This is a genomic window from Citrobacter sp. UYEF32 (assembly GCF_040546205.1).
In the GTDB taxonomy this organism is placed as follows: domain Bacteria; phylum Pseudomonadota; class Gammaproteobacteria; order Enterobacterales; family Enterobacteriaceae; genus Phytobacter; species Phytobacter diazotrophicus.
The window spans coordinates 599,177-621,233 of record NZ_JBEPNI010000001.1 but is presented as its reverse complement, the minus strand read 5'-3'; the positions used below and the strand labels follow the sequence as shown (position 1 = coordinate 621,233).

The following is a 22,057-nucleotide window of genomic DNA, read 5'->3' as shown; positions in this document are numbered from 1 at the left end:
ACGTGGAGCGACGTTGTCATAACCGCGTGTTGTTGCTGCTGGTGTTACTGGCACTGGCGGCAATAACACTGCCCTTCGTGAGTTACGCCCCTAACCGCCTGGTCTCCGGGGAAAGTCGTGCAATCTGGCAGGTCTGGCCCGCATATGCCGCCTGGGGACTGCTTGTACCGGCAGGGCTACTGCTTTTGAGCTTTCTCCCGCATCGCATTGCCAGTCTGGCAACGTTACTGCTTACCGAAGCGTCATTTTGCGCCTTAGTCTGGTGCGCGGGCAGGGCGGCCACCGATCTGGCGCAGTCTGGCAGCGCACTTGCCCGCACCTCCCCCGGCAGCGGCTTATGGCTGTGGCTGGCGCTGTCGTTACTGGCCAGTAGTGATGCAATCCGACGGCTAACGGTCAATCCGGTCTGGCGCTGGCTGCTGCATGCGCAAATCTGGATCCTGCCCCTGTGGCTGCTGCTCAGTGGGCAACTGGATTCGCTCTCTTTGCTTAAGGAGTACGCGAATCGGCAGGACGTCTTTAACGATGCGCTGGCGCAACATCTCAAACTGCTGTTTGGTACGTTGCTACCGGCGCTGGCGCTGGGGGTGGGTATCGGCCTGTGGTGTTATCGCCATCCGTCGCGTCAACAACCGGTGTTTGCCGTACTGAATGTGATTCAGACCGTGCCGTCCGTTGCGCTATTTGGTCTGCTGATCGCACCACTGGCAGGGCTGGTGGCGCAGTTCCCCTGGCTGGGTTCGATCGGCGTGGCGGGGACCGGTATCACACCTGCGCTGATTGCGCTGGTTCTCTACGCGTTGTTACCGCTGGTTCGCGGTGTGGTGGCGGGCTTAAACCAGGTGCCGGTAGATGTACTGGAAAGCGCCAAAGGGATGGGCATGAGCGCCCGTCAGCGGTTTTTGCATATACGTCTGCCGCTGGCGTTACCCATTTTGCTGCGTAGCCTGCGGGTGGTCACGGTACAGACGGTGGGTATGGCGGTGATTGCGGCGCTGATTGGCGCAGGCGGCTTTGGCGCACTGGTGTTTCAGGGGCTTTTAAGTAGCGCACTGGATCTTGTGTTATTGGGTGTGATCCCGGTTATTGCTCTGGCAGTGGTCGTGGACGCACTGTTTGCGCTGGGTATTGCGCTGTTGGAGGTAAAACAGCCATGATTGAATTCAGGCATGTCAGCAAATCCTTCGCCGGGCAACAGGCGGTGAGCGATCTGAATCTTGAATGTAAAACCGGCGCGTTTTCCGTGTTGATTGGTACATCAGGATCCGGGAAGTCCACCACCCTGAAAATGATCAACCGCCTGGTAGAACATGATGAAGGCACCATTTTGTTTGCCGGTGAAGAGATTCGCAGCCTGCCGGTACTGGAACTGCGTCGGCGGATGGGTTACGCCATTCAGTCGATAGGCCTGTTTCCGCACTGGACGGTGGCCCACAACATCGCCACCGTGTTGCAACTGCAAAAATGGTCGCGAGGGAAAATCGCCGCGCGAGTAGATGAACTGATGGCTTTACTGGGGCTGGATGAGAGCCTGCGCGACCGTTTTCCCCATCAACTTTCCGGCGGTCAGCAGCAGCGTGTTGGTGTAGCCCGCGCGCTGGCGGCAGACCCGGAGGTGTTGCTGATGGATGAACCCTTCGGTGCGCTGGATCCAGTCACGCGCGGTGCGCTCCAGCAGGAGATGATTCGTATCCACCGTCTGCTGGGCCGCACCATTGTGCTGGTCACCCATGATATTGATGAGGCGCTACAGTTGGCGGATCACCTGGTCTTAATGGACAGTGGGGCGATTGTGCAGCAGGGGACACCGCTGGAGATGTTAACCCGCCCGGCAACCCCGTTTGTCCGCGACTTTTTTGGTCGCAGCGAGTTGGGGGTTCGTCTGCTTTCATTGCGCCATGTCAGCGCCTGGATGCGGCCGGGCGAAACGGTGGCCGGGGAACCACTGCGAGAGGATATGACCTTGCGCGAAGCCTTATCGCTGTTTGTCGCCCGCCAGTGTGATGTGCTCCCCGTCGCTGATGCGCAAGGCGTGCCCTGCGGTACGCTGCATTTTCGCGACCTGCTCAGAACGGAGGCGCTCAATGAGACTTCTGCGTGACCCGTTACTCTGGCTTATCGCCGTGTTTGTCGCACTGCTGGTGGCGATGCCCTACAGCGGCGCACTCTTTGGCACGCTATTTCCCCAGTTGCCGCGACCGGTTTATCAGCAGGAAAGTTTTGTCTCCCTGACGCTTGCCCATTTCTGGCTGGTGGGGGTGTCGAGTCTGCTGGCGATTGTCATTGGGCTGGGGGCGGGAATTGCAGTGACGCGCCCGTGGGGCCGCGAATTTCGCCCGCTGGTGGAGACCATTGCCGCAGTAGGACAGACCTTTCCACCGGTGGCGGTACTGGCCATTGCGGTACCGGTTATGGGATTTGGCCGCGAGCCTGCCATTATCGCGCTGATCCTCTATGGGGTCTTGCCGATATTACAGGGAACGCTGGCGGGCATTGCCGCCGTGCCGGAGAGCGTACACAGCGTGGCAAAAGGGATGGGGATGAGCAGTATGCAGCAACTTTTCAGGGTTGAACTGCCGCTGGCGGCGCCGGTCATTATCGCCGGGATCCGCACGTCCGTGATTATTAACATCGGTACGGCGACCATTGCGTCTACGGTCGGCGCCAGCACGCTGGGAACGCCGATCATTATCGGTCTGAGCGGGTTTAATACGGCTTACGTCGTGCAAGGGGCCGTTCTGGTTGCGCTGGCCGCTATCATTGTTGATAGAGGATTTGAGCGTCTTGCCCGCTTATTCAGCCTGCACCGCCGCGAACAATAAAAGAGTAGCCAGCGAGCATCACGCCACCGATGCCGCCGATCGCCATCAGCAGAAAAATCGCAATGACGGTAAGTTTGGACAGGTTCATTTTTCGCTCCTTTGTTAAGAAAAGTATTATACGAGGAAGCGGGGCTGTTAATGAACCATTAAATGCCCAGGGGAAAAATGGCATGTCCGTTTTGCTGCCAGTCATGCATCTGTTTTTGCTGTGACGAGGAGGGGGCCTCGCCACACCACACCAGTAATGTCTGGCCTTCAAACATCTCCGGGCGCAGATAACTCAACGAGTGCGCCAGCACGTCCACCCGCCAGCCTTGCTGGCTTGCCATCCAGCCCTCCAGCCAGATTCGGGTAGTATCCTGCACATTCCAGCCGACAACCAGCGCGTCACGCCCGTTTTTCTTGCGCGCGGTATTCAGGCAACCGCAAATATAGTTAATCAACACCCCATCAAGCAGACTGAGCATCACCGTGAGGGCAGGCTGCTGGGATTGCAGACGGCGACGAAGAGGGATAAACAGGTGGGTTATCAGGGTCTCTGCCGGGTAGTCGTGGCTGCGCTCTTTGATCCACAGACGCAGCCGCTGCAGGTTGCCGCTTTGCAGAATCTGCAATACTGCTTCCTGTTGCGCGCGCCAGCCATTGCGTTCATGTTCGGGTTCATTATTGAGCAGGGTCTGTACTTTACTGACCTGGACCCCGGTATCGATCCAGCGTTTTATTTCACGAATTCGGTCGATGTCGGCATCGGTAAACAACCGATGACCGCCTTCCGTGCGCTGTGGTTTGAACAATCCGTAGCGTCGCTGCCATGCCCGCAAAGTCACGGGATTGATATCGCATAACATCGCCACTTCACCAATCGTGTAAAGCGCCATGGTTTCACCTTTGCAAGAAATCCCCCACTTTAACTTTAGCCGTTCTTACTTAAACCAGGTTGAATTGTTTGTTTAATGTTCGATATGTATCCATTTCGTATCATTATGCTTTCAGGATTGTGATAACGAGCACGAATTAACATTTTTTTGGAAACCCTCAAAGAATCTCTGCACGACTCCATGTAAGGTACGCGCTTTCAGTCAACGCGGTGCTGCGGGTATGTACGAATTTAATCTGGTGTTGCTGCTGCTCCAGCAAATGTGTGTGTTTTTGGTTATCGCCTGGCTGATGAGCAAAACACGTCTTTTTATTCCGCTGATGCAAGTCACGGTACGTCTGCCGCATAAATTGCTCTGTTATGTCACCTTTTCGATATTCTGCATTCTTGGTACCTATTTCGGTTTGCATATTGAAGATTCTATTGCCAATACCCGCGCTATTGGTGCGGTGATGGGCGGGTTGCTCGGCGGCCCGCTGGTGGGCGGGCTGGTGGGGTTAACGGGGGGGTTACACCGTTACTCAATGGGCGGCATGACCGCGCTGAGCTGTATGATTTCCACCATCGTGGAAGGGCTGCTCGGTGGGCTGGTACACAGTATTTTAATCAAGCGTGGCCGCACCGACAGGGTCTTTAATCCGCTTACCGCCGGGGCCATTACCTGTGTAGCGGAGCTGACACAGATGCTGATCATCCTGCTTATCGCCCGACCGTATGAGAGCGCGCTGCATCTGGTGCAAAGTATTGCTGCCCCAATGATGGTGACCAATACCGTGGGCGCGGCGCTGTTTATGCGTATCCTGCTCGACAAGCGCGCCATGTTTGAAAAATACACCTCGGCGTTTTCTGCCACGGCCCTCAAAGTCGCCGCATCGACCGAAGGGATCTTGCGTCAGGGCTTCAACGAAGAAAACAGCATGAAAGTTGCCCAGGTTCTCTATAAAGAGCTGGATATCGGCGCGGTGGCGATTACCGATCGCGAGAAGCTGCTGGCGTTTACCGGCACGGGGGACGATCATCATCTTCCCGGCAGGCCTATCTCGTCTGTCTGGACGCAAAAAGCCATCGAAAGTGGCGAAGTGGTGTATGCCGATGGGAATGAGGTGCCGTACCGCTGCTCGCTGCATCCACAGTGCAAACTGGGTTCAACGCTGGTCATTCCATTACGCGGTGAAAACCAGCGCGTTGTGGGCACCATCAAACTGTATGAAGCAAAAAACCGGCTCTTTAGCTCCATCAACCGCACCCTGGGAGAGGGTATTGCGCAGTTGCTGTCGGCGCAAATCCTTGCCGGACAGTATGAGCGGCAAAAAGCGTTGCTGACCCAGTCGGAAATCAAATTACTGCATGCGCAGGTCAATCCCCATTTTCTGTTCAATGCCCTGAATACGCTGATGGCGGTGATCCGCCGCGACAGCGATCAGGCCGGTCTGCTGGTGCAATATCTGTCGACATTCTTTCGCAAAAACCTTAAGCGACCGTCGGAAATCGTCACCCTGGCCGATGAGCTTGAACACGTTAATGCGTATCTGCAAATTGAAAAGGCGCGCTTTCAGTCCCGCCTACAGGTACAACTGCACGTACCGGATGCGCTTTCGCATCTCCATCTGCCCGCTTTTACCCTGCAACCGATTGTGGAAAATGCCATTAAACATGGCACCTCACAACTGCTTGGCGTAGGGGAAATCACCATTAATGCCAGCCAGGACGGTGACCATCTGGTGTTGGATATTGAAGATAATGCCGGGCTGTATCAGCCCAAAACGGATGCCAGTGGTTTAGGGATGAGTCTGGTGGATAAGCGCCTGCGGGCGCGCTTTGGTGATGGATGCGGCATTTCGGTTGCCTGCGAGCCTGATATCTTTACCCGAATTACCCTACGACTCCCGCTGGAGGAAAGCGCATGTTAAAAGTGCTGATTGTTGATGATGAACCGTTGGCGCGTGAAAATCTGCGTATTTTATTGCAGGAAGAGAACGACATTGAGATTGTGGGCGAATGCGCCAACGCGGTTGAGGGCATCGGTGCGGTGCATAAATTGCGCCCGGACGTGCTGTTTCTTGATATCCAGATGCCGCGCATTAGCGGGCTGGAAATGGTGGGGATGCTCGACCCGGAACACCGACCCTATGTGGTTTTTCTCACCGCTTTTGATGAATACGCGGTGAAGGCGTTTGAGGAACATGCCTTTGACTATCTGCTAAAACCGATAGAGGCGCGCCGCCTGGAGAAGACCCTCACCCGGCTGCGTCAGGAGCGCAATGTCCAGGACGTATCGGTGCTGCCGGAAAATCAGGCCTCGCTGAAATTTATTCCCTGTACCGGGCATAGCCGCATTTATCTGTTGCAGATGGATGAGGTTGCGTTTGTGAGTAGCCGCATGAGCGGGGTCTATGTCACCAGCCACGACGGCAAAGAGGGCTTCACCGAACTGACCCTGCGCACGCTGGAGAGCCGTACGCCGCTGCTGCGCTGCCATCGGCAGTATCTGGTGAATATGGCACATCTGAAAGAGATCCGTCTGGAAGATAACGGCCAGGCGGAGTTGCTGCTGCGCGACGGACAGACTGTGCCGGTTAGCCGTCGCTATCTTAAGAACTTAAAAGAAGCGCTGGGGTTGTAGCCGCTAATAAAACGCGAACTTTTTCGCAAGAAAGCATCGCTGCTATTGTGAACAAGCCTGGTATATAATTTTATACGCATCCACACACAGTAAGGATGCGCAGTAATGTATGCAAAGGATATCAACTGGCGAGGCTCTACACTCGACGATCTCATCACTTTCCCGCAGGCGATAAGGCGTATCGCAGGTTTCGAACTCCACAAAGTTCAGCATGGCAGGGAACCGACGGACTGGAAGCCGATTAATGAGTGGGGGATGGGCGTCATTGAGATTCGCCTGCATGGTGAAGACGGTGAATATCGTGTGGTGTATGTCGCCAGGTTTTCCGATGTCGTTTGTGTCCTGCATTGTTTTCAAAAGAAAACACAAAAAACGAGCCAGCGGGATATCGCCATCATCAAAGCACGATATAAAGCAACACGAGACGAATGGAGACAGAAAAAATGACGCATAAAGTGGATACAAAGGTTCGTCACATCACAAAAGCCAGTGGCAACATTTTTTCTGACCTTGGGTTTGCCCCGCAGGAGGCATCGCAACTGCTGGCTGCGTCCAGAGAAGAGATGGCAAGAGCCGATGAATTAAAGAAGCAATTGATGATGGAAATCACCGACTGGATGAAACACAACGGTCTTAAACAGGTCGATGCCGCCAAAGTTCTCCATGTCTCTCGCCCCCGCGTGTCCGATGTCGTTAACCAGAAAACAGAAAAATTCACCATTGATACATTGGTCGGTATGGCAACACTGATTGGAAAACGTGTGCAACTGGTTATTGATAAGGTTTAACCGGCTGCAATCTAAAAGAAGCGCTGGGGTTGTAGCTTTTGATGGTAGACTGCGCGCTTACGATGATTTTTTCGAAGGCTTTATGCTCAATAACGATATCTTACGTAGCTTACGCTACGCACTGAAAATGAATAATGGCGACCTCAAGCGTGTGTTTGCGCTGGCAGACGCCCCGGTGAGCGACGAGCAGCTTGTCGGCTGGTTGCACAAAGAAGATGAAGAGGGCTTTCAGCGCTGTCCGGACATTATGATGTCTGTCTTCCTCAACGGCCTGATTTATGAACGCCGTGGTAAAGATGAATCTCAGCCTGCGCTGGTGACCGAGCGTAAGATGACAAACAACATCATCCTTAAAAAATTACGCATCGCCTTTTCGCTGAAAACGGACGATATTCTGGCGATCCTCACCGAGCAGAAATTCCGCGTCTCCATGCCGGAGATTACCGCCATGATGCGGGCGACCGAGCATAAAAATTTCCGTGAATGCGGCGATCAGTTCTTGCGTTATTTCCTGCGTGGACTGGCGGTGCGTGAGCATGCGAAGCCTGCTGCTCAGTAAAGGCAATGCCAGCGCGTGACAAGCGCGCTGGCACGTTGATTATTTCACTTCTTTAAAACCATGTGATTCCAGAAGCTGCTGTGATTTCGTCATGCTGACGCCATCTTTCACATCACCGGTGAACGCCGCGCCCTGTATCTGCTGCAATGCGTTACGATCGGCTTTGGTATAGTCGACAGTCAATGTTTCTGTCGCGTAAGTGTCCTGATAATCGATACTTTCCGTTACGCCCTGAATCGATTTGTATTTCTCACTGATCGGCCCCAGGCGTTGCATAGCTGCCTCTTTATTTGCGGCCCCAACGCTTGCGTACTGAATCTTATTCTTTGCCGTCTGACGTAATACCACATCGTCTTTATAGTAATAGGTCAGAGAAATCTCTGTTTTGCCATCCGTCCAGTTAAATGTCTTACTCTGTTCTTTGTCACCACAGCCGCTGACGGCAAATAAGACCAGAGTAGTCAGTGCGATGGCGATCATTTTTTTAAACATATTCATAAAGCCCCTTTTGTTAGAAAAATCCTGTCCATTGAAGAATAGTGCAATAAAAAAAAGGCGCTGTTTTCACAGCGCCTTTCAGCGATTTATTTTACCTGTTGGCCAGGTTTTGCACCCTCATCAGGGCTTAACAGGAAGATATCTTTCCCGCCAGGGCCTGCGGCCATTACCATACCTTCTGAAATACCGAAGCGCATTTTGCGCGGCGCCAGGTTAGCGACCATCACCGTCAGGCGACCGATCAGCACCTGCGGGTCCGGGTAGGCGGAACGAATGCCGGAGAAGACATTGCGTTTCTGACCGCCCAGATCCAGCGTCAGGCGCAGCAGCTTGTCAGAACCTTCGACAAACTCCGCGTTTTCAATCAGCGCCACGCGCAGGTCGACTTTAGCGAAATCGTCAAAACTGATGGTTTCGGCAATCGGGTCATCTGCCAGCGGACCGGTGACCGGTGCGGCAGCGGCTTTCACTTCCTCTTTTGACGCCTCAACCAGCGCTTCGACCTGTTTCATCTCAATGCGGTTATACAATGCCTTAAAGGTATTCACTTTGTGACCAAGCAGCGGCTGTTCGATAGCATCCCAAACCAGTGTGGTGTTCAGGAACGCCTCGACACGTTCGCTCAGGGTCGGCAGAACCGGTTTCAGCCAGGTCATCAGCACGCGGAACAGGTTGATGCCCATGGAGCAAATCGCCTGCAGATCAGCATCGCGACCTTCCTGTTTTGCGACAACCCACGGTGCCTGCTCGTCAACATAACGGTTAGCCACGTCAGCCAGCGCCATGATTTCACGAATCGCTTTGCCGAATTCACGGCTCTCCCACGCATCAGCAATGGTGGCTGACGCATCGGTAAAGGTTTTATACAGTGCCGGATCCGCCAGCTCAGCCGCCAGTACGCCATCGAAACGTTTGGCGATAAAGCCTGCACAACGGGACGCCAGATTCACCACTTTGTTGACGATATCAGCGTTAACGCGCTGAACGAAATCTTCCAGATTCAGATCTATGTCATCGATACGGGAAGAGAGCTTCGCCGCGTAGTAGTAACGCAGGCTGTCCGCATCAAAGTGGTTCAGCCAGGTGCTGGCCTTAATAAAGGTGCCGCGAGATTTGGACATCTTCGCACCATTCACGGTCACGTAGCCGTGCACGAACAGATTGGTCGGCTTGCGGAAATTGCTGCCTTCCAGCATCGCTGGCCAGAACAGGCTGTGGAAATAGACGATGTCTTTACCGATAAAGTGATACAGCTCGGCATCAGACTCTTTTTTCCACCAGTCGTCAAAGTTCAGGTCGCTGCGTTTATCGCACAGGTTCTTGAAGGAGCCCATGTAGCCGATAGGCGCATCCAGCCAGACGTAGAAATATTTGCCCGGCGCGTTGGGGATTTCGAAACCGAAATAGGGTGCGTCACGGGAGATATCCCACTGCTGCAGGCCGGCGTCGAACCACTCCTGCATTTTGTTGGCCACCTGCTCCTGCAGCGCACCGCTACGGGTCCACGCCTGCAGCATTTCACTGAACGAAGGCAGGTCGAAGAAGAAGTGTTCGGAATCACGCATTTCAGGCGTTGCGCCGGACACCACGGATTTCGGGTCGATAAGTTCGGTCGGGCTGTAGGTCGCGCCGCACACTTCACAGTTATCGCCGTACTGATCCGGAGACTTACATTTCGGGCAGGTGCCTTTCACAAAACGGTCCGGCAGGAACATCCCTTTTTCCGGGTCGTAAAGCTGAGAGATAGTGCGGTTTTTAATAAAACCGTTCTCTTTCAGGCGAGTGTAGATCAGCTCCGACAGCTCGCGGTTCTCTTCGCTGTGCGTAGAGTGGTAGTTGTCATAGCTGATATTAAAGCCAGCGAAATCCGTCTGGTGTTCCTGACTCATGTCACCAATCATCTGCTCCGGGGTGATGCCCATTTGTTGCGCTTTGAGCATAATCGGCGTGCCGTGAGCATCGTCCGCGCAGATGAAGTTGACATTGTGGCCGCGCATTCGCTGGTAACGGACCCAGACATCAGCCTGGATGTGCTCCAGCATATGGCCGAGGTGGATTGAGCCGTTGGCGTACGGCAATGCGCACGTTACCAGAATTTTCTTCGCGACTTGAGTCATAGTGGGTATTACTTCTTCTTTAGTAAAAAGGGGTTTTGATGTTACCTGAAAGGGAAAAGTTGTGCCATAAAAGCCCGCCCTGGATTGGGCACTATTGAGAAATGAAAAATGGGTGACAGTGGAGTAAACTTGAACCTTAACAATGTCTTTTTAGAACAACATAACAAGGAGTCGGGATGAACTCTCAATCCCAGGCCAAATCCCCTGAAGCCTTGCGTGCGCTCGTCGCCGGAACGCTGGCCAATTTTCAGCACCCAACCCTCAAGCATAATCTTACCGCGCTTAAGGCGGTTCATCATGTTGCCTGGCTGGATGACACCGTCCATATTGAGCTGCTGATGCCCTTTGTCTGGCGCAGTGCGTTTGAAGAGTTGAAAGAGCAATGCAGTGCCGAACTACTGCGACTTACGGGCGCGCGAGCGATTGACTGGAAGCTCTCCCACAATGTAGCCACCTTAAAGCGGGTGAAAAATCAGCCTGGCGTGAACGGTGTAAAGAACATCATTGCCGTCAGCTCCGGTAAAGGCGGGGTAGGAAAATCCTCTACCGCCGTCAATCTGGCGTTGGCGCTGGCGGCGGAAGGGGCAAAAGTCGGTATTCTGGATGCGGATATCTACGGCCCGTCAATCCCGATGATGCTGGGGGCGGAAGGTGAACGCCCGACCTCGCCGGATGGCACTCATATGGCGCCGATTATGGCGCACGGACTGGCGACCAACTCCATTGGCTATCTGGTGACTGACGATAATGCCATGGTGTGGCGCGGCCCAATGGCCAGCAAGGCGCTCCTGCAACTGCTGCAAGAATCTATGTGGCCCGATCTTGACTATCTGGTACTCGACATGCCGCCGGGCACTGGCGACATCCAGCTTACGCTGGCGCAGAATATTCCGGTTACCGGCGCGGTGGTGGTGACCACGCCGCAGGATATCGCGCTGATTGATGCCAAAAAAGGCATTGTGATGTTCGAGAAAGTGGAAGTACCGGTGCTGGGTATCGTGGAAAACATGAGCATGCACATTTGCAGCAACTGTGGTCATCACGAGCCGATTTTCGGTACCGGCGGGGCAGAGAAACTGGCCGGGCAGTACCACACGCAACTGCTGGGGCAACTGCCACTGCACATTAGCCTGCGTGAAGATCTCGACCGGGGGCAGCCAACAGTTGTCAGCCGTCCGGACAGCGAGTTCACCGGTTTGTATCGCAAGCTGGCGGGGCGCGTTGCGGCGCAACTCTACTGGCAGGGTGAAGTGATTCCCGGTGATATCGCGTTTCGCGCGGTATAAATGGATAAGGCTGCCCGTCAGGGCAGCCGATAATGCATGAGCAGATAGTTCCCGTCCGGCGATGTGCCTTCCGCTTCAACGTGCCAGCCATGGTGCTGATAAAACGCCAGCGCGTGGTGGTTTTGCACCAGACATTTCAGTGAACCTGTACTGGTAAATTCAGACTGCACTTTTTTCAGCAGCGCGCTGCCGACCCCTTTGCCTTGTGCATTCGGGTCAACAAACAGGCTATGCAGAAAATTGTCGTTCACATACACGGCGGCAAAACCAAGCCGGTGCCCGTCTTCTTCCGCCACCCAGATGGTTTCATCACGGGTAACGGCGTCAAAATCTTCCAGTTGCCAGTCGCTACCGTCCAGCCATGTCCAGTTTGCCCTGCGGGAATGCAGGAACAATGTACGCAGAAAAGGGCGGTCGTTCTCTTGCCAGGGGCGAATAATCAATAGGATTTCCTGAAATTAACGGTGGTAAAAGATGTCGCCATTGTAGGCTTTCAAAATTTTACCGTCGGCGTCCGTGATAAGCACGTAATTTCCACCCATATAGGTCCAGTGGCTACCCGGATCAGGCGCAGGCAAATTGCGCAGATTCCACTGCTTAATGTTGTACTCTTCGCTACGGTACATTTCGGGCACCGTATCGCCGATGGTGAATTTAGTAAAATCGGCAACAAAATCCTTCACTTCATAAGACTGGGTTCCGCCTGTCGCGGCAGGGGGTTGCGGTGCAGCAAAAGTCGCACTGGCCGTTGCCAATAATGTTCCCAGAAGCAACATTTTTGTTTTACCCATAATCTCTCCAGGTGTCGTGGGTTTTCATTTCGCGGGGCTTATCATCGACTACCGTCTGGCGACGTCGCAACCGCGAAAATGTTATGAAAATAATGCTTTGGTAAAAAGTGTAAGCAAAAGAAGAGAACAGCAGGAGAGGCGGAACGCTTTTTTCGCTATCCGCCTGAGTATAAAAGTGTTTTTAAGAGAAATCCTGGCTATATTTCAATGCGTTAGTGCGCAGAAAATCCTTCCAGCACGATTTTGCCTACCGCACGGTGCGTTTCAAGCAACTGGTGCGCTTTACGCAGATTTTGTGCGTTGATGGCGCCGAAGTGTTCTCCCAGCGTGGTTTTGATAACCCCATCATCAATAAGTGCGGCGACACGCGCCAGTAAACGGTGTTGCTCCGCGATATCGGCGGTCCCGAACATGGAGCGGGTAAACATAAATTCCCAGTGCAAAGAAATGCTTTTCACTTTTAAGGGCACAGCGTCAAGTGATTGCGGATCGTCAATCAGGGCCAGTTTGCCTTGTGGTTGCAGGGCATTGATCAACTGCTGATAGTGCTGCTCCGTGTTGTTGAGGCTGGCAACGTGGCTGACCTGCTTAATGCCAATGCGCGCCAGCTCCTCGGTTAACGGTTTGCTGTGATCGATAACATGGTGCGCGCCCAACTCGCTAACCCACTGCTGGCTTTGCGGGCGGGATGCCGTGCCAATCACCGTCAGACGGGTCAATTTACGCGCCAGTTGCGTCAGAATAGAGCCTACGCCGCCTGCGGCACCGACAATCAGCAGTACGTCGCCTTCGTTGCCCTCTTCACGTACGCCTAAACGGTCAAATAACATTTCCCAGGCGGTAATGGCGGTCAGCGGGAGGGCCGCGGCAGAGGCGAAATCCAGCGAGGCAGGTTTGTGGGCGGCAATGCGCTCATCCACCAGTTGAAATTCGCTGTTACTGCCAGGACGGGTCAATGCCCCGGCATACCAGACTTCGTCGCCGGGCTTAAATAACGTGACCTTGTCGCCAACGGCGGTAACCACACCGGTCGCGTCCCAGCCCAGTACGCGGGGTTTATCGGCGTTAAACCCGGCGCGGACTTTGGTATCCACCGGGTTAACAGAGATGGCTTTCACTTCGACCAGCACATCATGACCTTCGGCTTTCGGTGTCGGTAATTCAATGTCGGTTAAAAAGTCAATGTTGCTGCCGTTCTGTGCGGCCTGAGTAATAGCAATAGCTTTCATAAACACTCCGTGATTTCAGTATTCGTCAGGGGATGTGTTAATGCTAGTTCGCCTGGGGGCAGGTGAAAAACCCGCGCGGGAGGGGAGCACTTATCCTCCAGAAGTGAAAATAGCGTGCGATGCCTCAACGCTGAAAGTTCCTTGCGGTGAGCAGTGACAGAGCGCAACTCAGTATGGCAGAGTGCTGTACACGGTATTTTGGGCTGAGCAGCAGAGCGCAACGGGTTCAATGATTTCAGTTGCGACCTCCTGATATTGCAGCCAGTGGTGCTGTTACTATTTATTTTTAAACTCAATATTGCCTTTTCTATCGACTGAATTGATTAATTTCTTTTAACTTTATGCCGATGGTACTGTTAATTACCCGGCGAAGGAGGTTGCTTTGAAACGGATTCTTATTGTGATGTTGGGCGTTGGCATATGCGCTGGCGCTCTTGCTGATTCGGGATCCCCGCAACTGAAACTGGAAAGCCAGAGGCTGATTCGCGAGGCTGGACATGAATGCAACAAGGTGGAAGGCGTTTATCCTTCCGCGTTCGGCGGTTCTCTGATTGTGATTTGTGATGATTCGCACAGGTACACGATCAAGAATAAAGATGGCCGCTATGTCGTTGGTGTGGCTGAGTAAGGCATCCAGGCATGGCAATGATGCAAAACGGGCATAGAAAAGCAGGCCACTCGTCACAATTTGCCTGCTTTTCTGTATAACCCCTGATGAAAGGGGTTATTGCAGATTAACGAACTGTACCAAAGGCAGGACAAACAAAATCGCGTGTTGATGGTGTGTTGTGCTGCATTCTTTTTGTTCCTGTTAGTCAGTGATTAATACAAAATCGCCGTGATCTCTGCCTTTATGACGATTCCAACTGGCGGAGCTAAAGCCGTTCTCATCCAGATAAACACCAATCACATAAGCTTTGTTTGTTACTTCGTAATAATTTTCATTTTTACGTGTGATCTTTGCTGGTTCATCTTTAACCATTGCCGATCACAACCGTGAAATAACCACTATCATTACCGCGTAATTTAATGGCATGGAGCCTGTCAGGTACACCTGAGGCGGCTACTTGTTCCACTTTTTCAACGTTGCTTTTATGACTACGCTCTTTAGCATGTACTTCTCTGGCGCTAACTTCATGAGCAGGATTAGCCATAACACAACCGGAAAGTAAACAAACCACTACGCCTGCTAAAACACTCTTTTTCATAGATCCCCAAATACATTAAATTTAATATAACCCGCAGTACATATCGCTAAGACGATGAAAACTATAAAACCAGCAACATAGAGAAGGAATTTCTTCACTTCCTGTTTATCCCCTTCATTAACTCGAGTAGAATAAAAACAATGAATATTTCAGAAAGGTAAATAAAAATACTTATTGCTTCTTGCATTATGCGACATCAGCGCAATTCGCTTTGCTTAGCTCCTCATTTAAGCTTGTAGCAATCATCCCTTTTATCGCTAAATCCTGGCATTGCTCAGCGCTAATTGAGAAGGTGTTAGCTTCTATACGCGCGCTTACTAAATCTTGCAGACGCTTAAACTGATATTCGTCATGCTTAGCCTTAACACTACCTAAAGCAGCACATAATGCAGCAGGTGATGCAGAGCTGTAATCAACGGAGCTTTGTGAGTGATCAGCAATGCAACCGGTAAGCACAAGAGAGAGAATAAAAATACAGACATTAGCCTTCATCATTAACCCTAATAAGTTATTTTCCAAAGTAATACTTTCTAAACTAATGCTCCTGATAAAACTTTTCCGAGCCTGTTTACCGGTAGCTGATGTAAACGATAAACATACAAAATGCTGTTTGTAGGAAAATGTAAAACATAAAAAAGTATTAAGAATATTCTTGTTATTTTGAAAGGTGAAAAAAGTAAATTTATCTTACGTAGCGAAAAAAAGTGCGTCAATACAGGAAGGGTGAATTAAACTTGATGTTTTGTGGTGGAACTAATAGCTGGCTAATTAATAAATATTGAATAAAAAATATCGATGATTAAGACTAATGCTGCGTTTTAATTTTACATATTTACCCTTGGGTACTGGTGCTTTTCAAAAATTTTTAGCCTTTACCGTCAGGTTGTAACTTGTCATAGTGTTCTTTATTTCCGTGCCTTAAGAAGGAGGGATGTGTTCTCCATATTGTCTGTGCACAATAAAATTTCTTTCTTCTTCTCTTCCGCCGAACCTGTAGTGATGCAGCAGCCAGCAGCGCTATATTCTCTTTCCTGACATTAGTAACTCTTAGCATTCGCAGTGTGTGATATAAAAAAGTAATTTATATGTTAAATTAAATTACTCACACGAAACTCAAAAACACATTCGTACATTATATTTAATAAGTAAAATATTTAACTTTTACCAGATACCAACGCGAGGGATTTTTGTAAGTGCCTTTTCAATTATTGCGATAAAATGAATATTACGTAGCAGGGAGGCTAAATCGGCACCGGAAAGTGGAAGTAGATAACGCTTATTGCTGTGAAAACCGTCTGGTTAGAGCCAGTAAAGTAGTAAGGATATATTTAGAGACAAAATCGTAAAAACATCTCGTTTTTTATCACCATGGGCTTGACCATCCGGTGTGGTATTGACTGCGATAAAATTGGTATAAAAATAACATAGCGCTCTCGTTCCTCCAGATGCCAAAGTAATGGTCTGACAGGCAAGCTTGCAACGACAAGCCACTTCCTTTACGCTGGCTTCCTCTTAAAAGAGACCTAATTGAATGACTCGGGGTGCCCCTTTTCACAAAGGGCTGAGAAATACCCGTACCACCTGATCTGGATAATGCCAGCGTAGGGAAGTCAGATGCCTGCCCGGCATCCCTTCTTCACGCCGGGCAGGAGCGAATCGATGCAACCTGACCTGCTTCACCGTGCGCAAATCGCGCAAATTCTTCAGCAATTCCGTCAATGTAAGCCGCTTGTCCACTGCATGACCAACGATGTGGTGCAGACCTTTACGGCCAATGTTCTGCTGGCGTTGGGGGCGTCCCCGGCGATGGTGATTGACCGCGACGAAGCGCAGCAATTTGCTGCCATTGCTGACGTGCTGCTGATTAATGTCGGCACACTGACCCGGGAACGCGCCGATGCGATGCACGCGGCCATCTTGAGCGCTAATGCCGCCCGTAAACCCTGGACGCTGGATCCGGTTGCCGTCGGGGCATTAACCTTCCGCAGCGATTTTTGTCGCGAGCTTTTGTCTTTGCAGCCTGCCGCCATACGCGGTAACGCTTCGGAAATTATGGCGCTTGCCGGGATGAGTGCCGGAGGGCGCGGTGTCGACACTACCGATACCGCCATTGCCGCGCTGCCTGCGGCACAGGCGCTGGCCCGCCAGACGGGGGCCATTGTTGCGGTGACCGGTGAGGTGGATTACATCACCGATGGTCTTCGCACCCTGCGCGTTACGGGGGGCGACCCGCTGATGACCCGAGTGGTGGGAACAGGCTGCGCACTGTCTGCGGTGATAGCCGCCTGCTGCGCATTACCCGGCGATCGCCTGTATAACGTGGCGGCGGCCTGCGCCTTTATGGCACAGGCAGGCAGTCTGGCCGTGGCGACCACGCGCGGGCCTGGCAGCTTTATCCCGGCGTTTCTCGATGCCCTCTATGCGCTTCACGGGGAGGTGCTGGTATGAAACGGATCAACGCACTGACCATTGCCGGAACGGATCCCAGCGGCGGGGCGGGTATTCAGGCCGATTTGAAAACTTTTTCGGCGCTGGGCGCCTACGGCTGTTCGGTCATTACCGCGCTGGTGGCGCAAAATACCCGCGGCGTACAGTCGGTTTATCGCATTGAACCTGATTTTGTTGCCGCGCAACTGGATTCGGTGTTCAGCGATGTGCGCATTGATACGACCAAAATCGGCATGCTGGCGGAAACCGATATTGTTGAAGCGGTTGCGGAGCGCTTGCGCCGCTATCAGGTGCAAAATGTGGTGCTCGATACCGTCATGCTGGCAAAAAGCGGTGACCCGCTGCTTTCCTCCTCGGCGGTAACGGCGCTGCGACAACATCTATTGCCACAGGTATCACTGATTACTCCCAATCTGCCCGAGGCCGCCGCGCTGCTGGATGCCCCTCACGCCCGCAACGAACGTGAGATGCATGAGCAGGGACAGGCGTTGCTGGCGCTGGGATGCGAAGCGGTATTAATCAAAGGCGGGCATCTGGATAACGATGAAAGCCCGGACTGGCTGTTTACCCGTAATGGCACTGAACGTTTTACCGCCCCCCGAATAAAAACCAAAAATACCCACGGCACGGGCTGTACGCTGTCGGCCGCCCTGGCGGCACTGCGTCCACGTCACGCGGACTGGGCTTCAACGGTCAATGAGGCCAAGCGCTGGCTATCAGCGGCACTGGCCCAGGCAGACACGCTGGAGGTGGGACATGGCATCGGCCCGGTACACCATTTTCATGCATGGTGGTGAGGGGGCCCCGAATGGCGCTACACGTAATACGTAGCCCGGCTTAGCGTAGCGCCAGCCGGGTGGGGAATCGGGGGCAAAATAGTAAGCTTCGCACAGCGGTAAACCACTAGCCGAAACGTGCCACCAGAAAATGCTGAAAAACGGCGATATGGTGGCAAGCCTCGACAAACGGTACCAGGCTTATTCTGCCCATTCATCGGGTCAGGACAAACCACATCCGCCTTTGTGCGGAGCTTACGGGAGTATAGCGATGACTGATATTGTGCAGTTACTAGGCAACGATGCCGACACCCTTTTACAACACCGTTGCACGACCATTGCGGCCGACCAACTCTACCTGCCGGGAGAGGATTACGTCACCCGTGTGATGATGGATAACAACCGTCCGCCAGCGGTACTGCGTAACATGCAGACGTTGTATAACACGGGCCGACTTGCTAAAACGGGTTATCTGTCGATTTTGCCGGTTGATCAGGGTATCGAACATTCCGCCGGGGCCTCGTTTGCTGCTAACCCGCTCTATTTCGATCCCAAAAACATCGTTGAGCTGGCAATTGAAGCCGGGTGTAACTGTGTGGCGTCCACCTATGGGGTGCTGGCTTCTGTGGCGCGCCGCTACGCGCACCGTATTCCATTCCTGGTCAAGCTTAACCACAACGAAACCCTCAGCTATCCCACAGAATATGACCAGACGCTCTATGCAAGCGTAGAGCAGGCGTTCAACATGGGGGCCGTCGCCGTTGGCGCGACCATCTATTTTGGCTCTGAGGAGTCACGTCGGCAGATTGAAGAAATTTCTGCCGCATTTGAACGAGCTCATGAGTTAGGGATGGTCACGGTGCTGTGGGCGTACCTGCGTAATCCGGCATTCAAAAAAGATGGCGTGGATTACCATGTTTCCGCCGACCTGACCGGCCAGGCTAACCATATTGCGGCAACCATCGGTGCGGACATCGTCAAACAGAAAATGGCGGAAAACAATGGCGGTTATAAAGCGGTAAACTTTGGCTATACCGATGAACGCGTCTACAGCAAGTTGACCAGTGACAACCCTATCGATCTGGTGCGCTACCAACTGGCAAACTGCTACATGGGGCGCGCCGGCTTAATTAACTCTGGCGGCGCGGCCGGTGGTGAAACCGATTTAAGCGATGCAGTGCGCACGGCGGTTATTAATAAGCGTGCGGGCGGCATGGGCCTGATTCTTGGCCGTAAGGCGTTTAAAAAATCGATGGCCGACGGTGTGAAATTAATTAATGCCGTTCAGGATGTTTATCTCGATAAGAAAGTGACTATCGCTTAAATACCCGCGTAAATAACGCATCTCTCTTCGTCAGACGGGGAGAGATGCGCTTTTCAATTCTCTTCTTGCAGATATTCTCTTACGGCAATCACGGCTCTTTTTCACCCGTCGACCGCCGTCAATCTACTGTAAGGCTTAACGCAGTAGCGGGCAGTCAGGCGGCAGGCGGCATTTCAGCGCGCCGGGCAGAATGTTAATACTGAAATGCTGCCCGGTTAGTGGCTCGCCGTCCAGGTTAAAGGTGATATCGTGCGGCGCGCTCACCTCAAACCAGGCGGATTTACCGTCAATAATATGCGGATTATCTTCCGGCTGGGTCAGGGTGGTGAACAGGGCGGGCAGGATCTCATCGCCGGTAAAAATACGCAGTTGCAACAGGCCGTCGTTAATGAGCGCACCAGGGCATAGCTGTTGCCCGCCGCCTGCCTGGCGTCCGTTACCGATGCCGATGACCAGCGCGTCGCCCTGCCAGTGGAAATCTTCACCCTTGATTTCGCAGCGGTCCGGCTTAAGCGTATCCATGCGCATCAGGCCATGAATGATGTAAGAGACACCGCCCAACGCGGCTTTCAGTTTCTCTGGCGTTTCGGTGGTAATACGGGTACCAAACCCGCCGGTGGCCATATTGATAAAGCAGGTTTTGCCGTTCACTTCGGCAATGTCGATAGGCACCGCTTTACCCACGATAGCGAGCTGTAGCGCTTTATCCAGTGGCTCCGGGATATCGGCACTGGTGGCAAAATCATTCGCGGTGCCTAAAGGCAAAATCCCCAATACAGGTGGGTTGTCGCTATCACTGTGCACCAGCGCGCTGGCGACTTCATTAATGGTGCCATCGCCACCGCCTGCAATCACGGTTTCGACGCCGAGTTTGATGGCTTCTGCCACATAGCGCTCTGCATCGCCTTTTTCCCAGGTGACGCGCACCTGAATGTCCATCCCTTCGTTGCGCAGGAGGGTAATGGCCTCGCGCAACATGTCGTCGCCTGCACTTTTACCGTTGAGGATCAATAAACTGCCTGGAAAATTGCTCATCCTTTTCGCTCTTCGAAAATACCATGAGCAAAGTGTATCTCACGACCGGAAAGCGCGCCTGGAAGGAAGGTAAAAGGGGAGATAAAAAATCAGCCTGCGTAAGGGAGATTACGCAGGCTAAGGAGGTGGTTCCTGGTACAGCTAGCATTTATGGGTTATGTTTTTCAGCGATGAGGATAATAACCATAATGACCGCAACGGTATGTGATCCGATTCTAAGATTCTTGTCGAGTGAAAAAATAACCCCGGTTAATTACTTAGCGTGCGGATTACGCGTGGTCTGTCCAGTAAAATTACGCATCAACAGGGCATACTCCAGCATCACATCCTGGGGAACCGGCATCCAGACGGTATAACCGTCTCCCGGTGCAACCTCCATTGCCTCGCCTTTGGCGTTTTCCATATGTTCCAGCGTGAAGTTAACGTTGCCCTGCGGCGTCATTAGCTCAAGGCTGTCGCCGACGATAAATTTGTTTTTTACCGCCACGGCCGCCAGCTCGCCTTTACGCTCACCGGTAAACTCGCCGACAAACTGCTGACGCTCAGAGACGGAGTAACCATACTCGTAGTTCTGATAATCGTCATGAGTGTGGCGACGCAGGAAGCCTTCGGTATAGCCGCGGTGTGCCAGCCCTTCAAGGGTCTCTAACAGACTGGTGTCAAACGGTTTGCCTGCGGCGGCATCGTCAATGGCCTTACGGTAGACCTGCGCGGTGCGGGCACAGTAGTAGAAGGATTTGGTGCGGCCTTCAATTTTCAGCGAGTGCACGCCCATTTGTGTCAGACGCTCAACGTGGGCGATCGCGCGCAAGTCTTTGGAGTTCATGATGTAGGTGCCGTGCTCATCTTCGAACGCGGTCATGTACTCGCCCGGACGCTGGGCCTCTTCAATCATAAAGACCTTATCCGTTGGCGCGCCGATACCCAGCGTTGGCTCAACGTTTTGCACGGCAATCGGCTCGTATTTGTGCACGATATTGCCGACGTCATCTTCTTTACCTTCCTGGACGTTATATTCCCAGCGACAGGCGTTGGTGCAGGTTCCCTGATTCGGGTCGCGCTTGTTGATATAGCCAGAGAGCAGGCAGCGGCCGGAATAGGCCATACACAGCGCGCCGTGGACGAAAATTTCAATTTCCATGTCCGGCACCTGGGCGCGGATTTCGGCGATTTCATCAAGCGACAGTTCGCGAGAGAGGATCACGCGGGTCAGCCCCATCTGTTTCCAGAACTTCACCGTCGCCCAGTTTACGGCGTTAGCCTGTACGGACAGGTGAATATCCATCTCCGGGAAGTTTTCGCGCACCAGCATAATCAAACCCGGATCGGACATAATCAGCGCATCCGGCCCCATATCCACCACGGGTTTTAAATCGCGAATAAACGTTTTCAGCTTGGCGTTGTGCGGCGCGATATTCACCACGACGTAGAATTTTTTGCCGAGGTTATGGGCCTCGTTAATGCCTTTTTGCAAATTCTCGTGGTTGAATTCGTTATTGCGCACGCGCAGTGAATAACGTGGCTGGCCCGCATAAACGGCGTCCGCGCCATAAGCGAAAGCGTAACGCATATTTTTCAGCGTTCCCGCCGGGGAAAGGAGTTCCGGTTTAAACATGATGTTCTCGTTCTGATGACAGGTCAGATTCGCCTCACCAGGTGAGGCGGCTGGGGAGATC

General features: G+C 52.7%; 25 protein-coding genes and 1 riboswitch. Of the genes, 13 read left to right on the top strand and 12 right to left on the bottom strand.

Going from position 1 to position 22,057, the window contains the following annotated elements; all coding sequences use genetic code 11:
- Positions 1-2 precede the first annotated feature (2 nt).
- From ABIB59_RS03135 to ABIB59_RS03125, 3 genes are read left to right on the top strand one after another with little or no spacing between them, the layout of a single operon-like run.
- Positions 3-1,157, top strand: coding sequence for an ABC transporter permease (locus ABIB59_RS03135; protein WP_354033983.1), 1,155 nt, complete (start codon positions 3-5; stop codon positions 1,155-1,157).
- A complete protein-coding gene (locus tag ABIB59_RS03130; protein WP_108700960.1) occupies positions 1,154-2,101 on the top strand; it encodes an ABC transporter ATP-binding protein in 948 nt (315 codons plus the stop codon). The genes ABIB59_RS03135 and ABIB59_RS03130 overlap by 4 nt, the downstream gene beginning before the upstream one ends.
- Positions 2,085-2,822 (top strand): ABC transporter permease, encoded by a 738-nt coding sequence (locus tag ABIB59_RS03125; RefSeq protein WP_041852009.1) that lies wholly within the window; start codon positions 2,085-2,087, stop codon positions 2,820-2,822. The genes ABIB59_RS03130 and ABIB59_RS03125 overlap by 17 nt, the downstream gene beginning before the upstream one ends.
- Here the strand turns inward: ABIB59_RS03125 and ABIB59_RS03120 are convergent.
- Together ABIB59_RS03120 and mlrA are read right to left on the bottom strand one after the other, a co-directional pair.
- A complete protein-coding gene (locus ABIB59_RS03120) occupies positions 2,797-2,910 on the bottom strand; it encodes a protein YohO (RefSeq protein ID WP_075203650.1) in 114 nt (37 codons plus the stop codon). The two genes, ABIB59_RS03125 and ABIB59_RS03120, sit on opposite strands and share 26 nt — an antisense overlap.
- A 58-nt stretch (positions 2,911-2,968) precedes the next feature.
- Positions 2,969-3,700 (bottom strand): HTH-type transcriptional regulator MlrA, encoded by a 732-nt coding sequence (mlrA, locus tag ABIB59_RS03115; RefSeq protein WP_041852008.1) that lies wholly within the window; start codon positions 3,698-3,700, stop codon positions 2,969-2,971.
- Positions 3,701-3,920: 220 nt separating this feature from the next.
- Here mlrA and ABIB59_RS03110 point away from each other — a divergent pair, with 220 nt between their 5' ends.
- The 5 genes from ABIB59_RS03110 to ABIB59_RS03090 all read left to right on the top strand — a co-directional run bounded on the left by ABIB59_RS03110 (position 3,921) and on the right by ABIB59_RS03090 (position 7,669).
- Positions 3,921-5,609 (top strand): sensor histidine kinase, encoded by a 1,689-nt coding sequence (locus tag ABIB59_RS03110; protein ID WP_041852007.1) that lies wholly within the window; start codon positions 3,921-3,923, stop codon positions 5,607-5,609.
- Positions 5,603-6,322 (top strand): two-component system response regulator BtsR, encoded by a 720-nt coding sequence (gene btsR, locus ABIB59_RS03105; RefSeq protein WP_041852006.1) that lies wholly within the window; start codon positions 5,603-5,605, stop codon positions 6,320-6,322. The genes ABIB59_RS03110 and btsR overlap by 7 nt, the downstream gene beginning before the upstream one ends.
- A 105-nt stretch (positions 6,323-6,427) precedes the next feature.
- Positions 6,428-6,769 carry a type II toxin-antitoxin system RelE/ParE family toxin gene (locus ABIB59_RS03100; protein ID WP_317076995.1) on the top strand — a complete coding sequence of 114 codons (342 nt, stop codon included), beginning with the start codon at positions 6,428-6,430 and terminating at the stop codon, positions 6,767-6,769.
- Positions 6,766-7,110, top strand: coding sequence for a helix-turn-helix domain-containing protein (locus ABIB59_RS03095; protein WP_071195707.1), 345 nt, complete (start codon positions 6,766-6,768; stop codon positions 7,108-7,110). The genes ABIB59_RS03100 and ABIB59_RS03095 overlap by 4 nt, the downstream gene beginning before the upstream one ends.
- Positions 7,111-7,192: 82 nt before the next feature.
- Complete coding sequence (locus ABIB59_RS03090; RefSeq protein ID WP_071195708.1) at positions 7,193-7,669, top strand: YehS family protein; 477 nt, start codon at positions 7,193-7,195, stop codon at positions 7,667-7,669.
- 39 nt (positions 7,670-7,708) lie between these two features.
- Here the strand turns inward: ABIB59_RS03090 and ABIB59_RS03085 are convergent, their stop codons facing one another.
- Both ABIB59_RS03085 and metG read right to left on the bottom strand, forming a co-directional pair.
- A complete protein-coding gene (locus tag ABIB59_RS03085; protein WP_041852002.1) occupies positions 7,709-8,167 on the bottom strand; it encodes a YehR family lipoprotein in 459 nt (152 codons plus the stop codon).
- 86 nt (positions 8,168-8,253) lie between these two features.
- The gene (metG, locus tag ABIB59_RS03080; RefSeq protein ID WP_071195709.1) at positions 8,254-10,284 is read right to left on the bottom strand and encodes a methionine--tRNA ligase; all 2,031 of its coding nucleotides are present in this window, start codon (positions 10,282-10,284) and stop codon (positions 8,254-8,256) included.
- Between the two features lie 176 nt (positions 10,285-10,460).
- Between metG and apbC the strand changes: the two genes are divergently transcribed.
- Positions 10,461-11,570 carry an iron-sulfur cluster carrier protein ApbC gene (gene apbC / locus ABIB59_RS03075; RefSeq protein ID WP_071195710.1) on the top strand — a complete coding sequence of 370 codons (1,110 nt, stop codon included), beginning with the start codon at positions 10,461-10,463 and terminating at the stop codon, positions 11,568-11,570.
- A gap of 17 nt (positions 11,571-11,587) precedes the next feature.
- Here the strand turns inward: apbC and ABIB59_RS03070 are convergent, their stop codons facing one another.
- The 3 genes from ABIB59_RS03070 to ABIB59_RS03060 form a co-directional block, all read right to left on the bottom strand.
- On the bottom strand, positions 11,588-12,013 hold the full coding sequence (locus ABIB59_RS03070) for a GNAT family N-acetyltransferase (protein WP_041851999.1): 426 nt from the start codon (positions 12,011-12,013) through the stop codon (positions 11,588-11,590).
- Between the two features lie 15 nt (positions 12,014-12,028).
- Entirely contained in the window at positions 12,029-12,361 is a 333-nt protein-coding gene (locus ABIB59_RS03065) for an RcnB family protein (protein WP_271850730.1), read from the bottom strand.
- A gap of 212 nt (positions 12,362-12,573) precedes the next feature.
- Complete coding sequence (locus ABIB59_RS03060; RefSeq protein ID WP_071195712.1) at positions 12,574-13,590, bottom strand: zinc-binding alcohol dehydrogenase family protein; 1,017 nt, start codon at positions 13,588-13,590, stop codon at positions 12,574-12,576.
- Positions 13,591-13,972: 382 nt separating this feature from the next.
- Between ABIB59_RS03060 and ABIB59_RS03055 the strand changes: the two genes are divergently transcribed.
- Positions 13,973-14,218: a hypothetical protein gene (locus ABIB59_RS03055; protein WP_041851996.1), complete on the top strand. Its 246-nt coding sequence runs from the start codon at positions 13,973-13,975 to the stop codon at positions 14,216-14,218.
- A gap of 183 nt (positions 14,219-14,401) precedes the next feature.
- Here the strand turns inward: ABIB59_RS03055 and ABIB59_RS03050 are convergent, their stop codons facing one another.
- The 3 genes from ABIB59_RS03050 to ABIB59_RS03040 all read right to left on the bottom strand — a co-directional run bounded on the left by ABIB59_RS03050 (position 14,402) and on the right by ABIB59_RS03040 (position 15,317).
- Entirely contained in the window at positions 14,402-14,572 is a 171-nt protein-coding gene (locus ABIB59_RS03050) for a hypothetical protein (protein ID WP_354033977.1), read from the bottom strand.
- The gene (locus ABIB59_RS03045; protein ID WP_354033975.1) at positions 14,565-14,798 is read right to left on the bottom strand and encodes a hypothetical protein; all 234 of its coding nucleotides are present in this window, start codon (positions 14,796-14,798) and stop codon (positions 14,565-14,567) included. Before ABIB59_RS03045 ends, ABIB59_RS03050 begins: the two co-directional genes overlap by 8 nt.
- 186 nt (positions 14,799-14,984) lie before the next feature.
- Positions 14,985-15,317 (bottom strand): hypothetical protein, encoded by a 333-nt coding sequence (locus ABIB59_RS03040; protein WP_041851995.1) that lies wholly within the window; start codon positions 15,315-15,317, stop codon positions 14,985-14,987.
- 1,008 nt (positions 15,318-16,325) lie between these two features.
- A riboswitch (TPP riboswitch) is annotated at positions 16,326-16,423 on the top strand.
- 34 nt (positions 16,424-16,457) lie between these two features.
- Here ABIB59_RS03040 and thiM point away from each other — a divergent pair.
- From thiM to fbaB, 3 genes are all read left to right on the top strand, one after another.
- Positions 16,458-17,246 (top strand): hydroxyethylthiazole kinase, encoded by a 789-nt coding sequence (thiM, locus tag ABIB59_RS03035; RefSeq protein WP_317076980.1) that lies wholly within the window; start codon positions 16,458-16,460, stop codon positions 17,244-17,246.
- The gene (thiD, locus tag ABIB59_RS03030) at positions 17,243-18,043 is read left to right on the top strand and encodes a bifunctional hydroxymethylpyrimidine kinase/phosphomethylpyrimidine kinase (protein ID WP_132439117.1); all 801 of its coding nucleotides are present in this window, start codon (positions 17,243-17,245) and stop codon (positions 18,041-18,043) included. Before thiM ends, thiD begins: the two co-directional genes overlap by 4 nt.
- Before the next feature lie 250 nt (positions 18,044-18,293).
- Complete coding sequence (fbaB, locus tag ABIB59_RS03025; protein WP_041851992.1) at positions 18,294-19,346, top strand: class I fructose-bisphosphate aldolase; 1,053 nt, start codon at positions 18,294-18,296, stop codon at positions 19,344-19,346.
- 135 nt (positions 19,347-19,481) lie between these two features.
- On the opposite strand, the gene yegS is transcribed toward fbaB, so the two are convergent.
- Together yegS and trhP are read right to left on the bottom strand one after the other, a co-directional pair.
- On the bottom strand, positions 19,482-20,381 hold the full coding sequence (yegS, locus tag ABIB59_RS03020; protein ID WP_041851991.1) for a lipid kinase YegS: 900 nt from the start codon (positions 20,379-20,381) through the stop codon (positions 19,482-19,484).
- A gap of 253 nt (positions 20,382-20,634) precedes the next feature.
- Positions 20,635-21,996, bottom strand: coding sequence for a prephenate-dependent tRNA uridine(34) hydroxylase TrhP (gene trhP, locus ABIB59_RS03015; RefSeq protein WP_354033972.1), 1,362 nt, complete (start codon positions 21,994-21,996; stop codon positions 20,635-20,637).
- Between the last annotated feature and the right edge of the window lie 61 nt (positions 21,997-22,057).

Coding starts and splice junctions, on each gene's coding strand:
- ABIB59_RS03130 (WP_108700960.1), top strand. CDS start 1,154: ATGATTGAATTCAGGCATGTCAGCAAATCCTTCGCCGGGCAACAGGCG.
- ABIB59_RS03125 (WP_041852009.1), top strand. CDS start 2,085: ATGAGACTTCTGCGTGACCCGTTACTCTGGCTTATCGCCGTGTTTGTC.
- ABIB59_RS03120 (WP_075203650.1), bottom strand. CDS start 2,910: ATGAACCTGTCCAAACTTACCGTCATTGCGATTTTTCTGCTGATGGCG.
- mlrA (WP_041852008.1), bottom strand. CDS start 3,700: ATGGCGCTTTACACGATTGGTGAAGTGGCGATGTTATGCGATATCAAT.
- ABIB59_RS03110 (WP_041852007.1), top strand. CDS start 3,921: ATGTACGAATTTAATCTGGTGTTGCTGCTGCTCCAGCAAATGTGTGTG.
- btsR (WP_041852006.1), top strand. CDS start 5,603: ATGTTAAAAGTGCTGATTGTTGATGATGAACCGTTGGCGCGTGAAAAT.
- ABIB59_RS03100 (WP_317076995.1), top strand. CDS start 6,428: ATGTATGCAAAGGATATCAACTGGCGAGGCTCTACACTCGACGATCTC.
- ABIB59_RS03095 (WP_071195707.1), top strand. CDS start 6,766: ATGACGCATAAAGTGGATACAAAGGTTCGTCACATCACAAAAGCCAGT.
- ABIB59_RS03090 (WP_071195708.1), top strand. CDS start 7,193: ATGCTCAATAACGATATCTTACGTAGCTTACGCTACGCACTGAAAATG.
- ABIB59_RS03085 (WP_041852002.1), bottom strand. CDS start 8,167: ATGAATATGTTTAAAAAAATGATCGCCATCGCACTGACTACTCTGGTC.
- metG (WP_071195709.1), bottom strand. CDS start 10,284: ATGACTCAAGTCGCGAAGAAAATTCTGGTAACGTGCGCATTGCCGTAC.
- apbC (WP_071195710.1), top strand. CDS start 10,461: ATGAACTCTCAATCCCAGGCCAAATCCCCTGAAGCCTTGCGTGCGCTC.
- ABIB59_RS03065 (WP_271850730.1), bottom strand. CDS start 12,361: ATGGGTAAAACAAAAATGTTGCTTCTGGGAACATTATTGGCAACGGCC.
- ABIB59_RS03060 (WP_071195712.1), bottom strand. CDS start 13,590: ATGAAAGCTATTGCTATTACTCAGGCCGCACAGAACGGCAGCAACATT.
- ABIB59_RS03050 (WP_354033977.1), bottom strand. CDS start 14,572: ATGGTTAAAGATGAACCAGCAAAGATCACACGTAAAAATGAAAATTAT.
- ABIB59_RS03045 (WP_354033975.1), bottom strand. CDS start 14,798: ATGAAAAAGAGTGTTTTAGCAGGCGTAGTGGTTTGTTTACTTTCCGGT.
- thiM (WP_317076980.1), top strand. CDS start 16,458: ATGCAACCTGACCTGCTTCACCGTGCGCAAATCGCGCAAATTCTTCAG.
- thiD (WP_132439117.1), top strand. CDS start 17,243: ATGAAACGGATCAACGCACTGACCATTGCCGGAACGGATCCCAGCGGC.
- fbaB (WP_041851992.1), top strand. CDS start 18,294: ATGACTGATATTGTGCAGTTACTAGGCAACGATGCCGACACCCTTTTA.
- yegS (WP_041851991.1), bottom strand. CDS start 20,381: ATGAGCAATTTTCCAGGCAGTTTATTGATCCTCAACGGTAAAAGTGCA.
- trhP (WP_354033972.1), bottom strand. CDS start 21,996: ATGTTTAAACCGGAACTCCTTTCCCCGGCGGGAACGCTGAAAAATATG.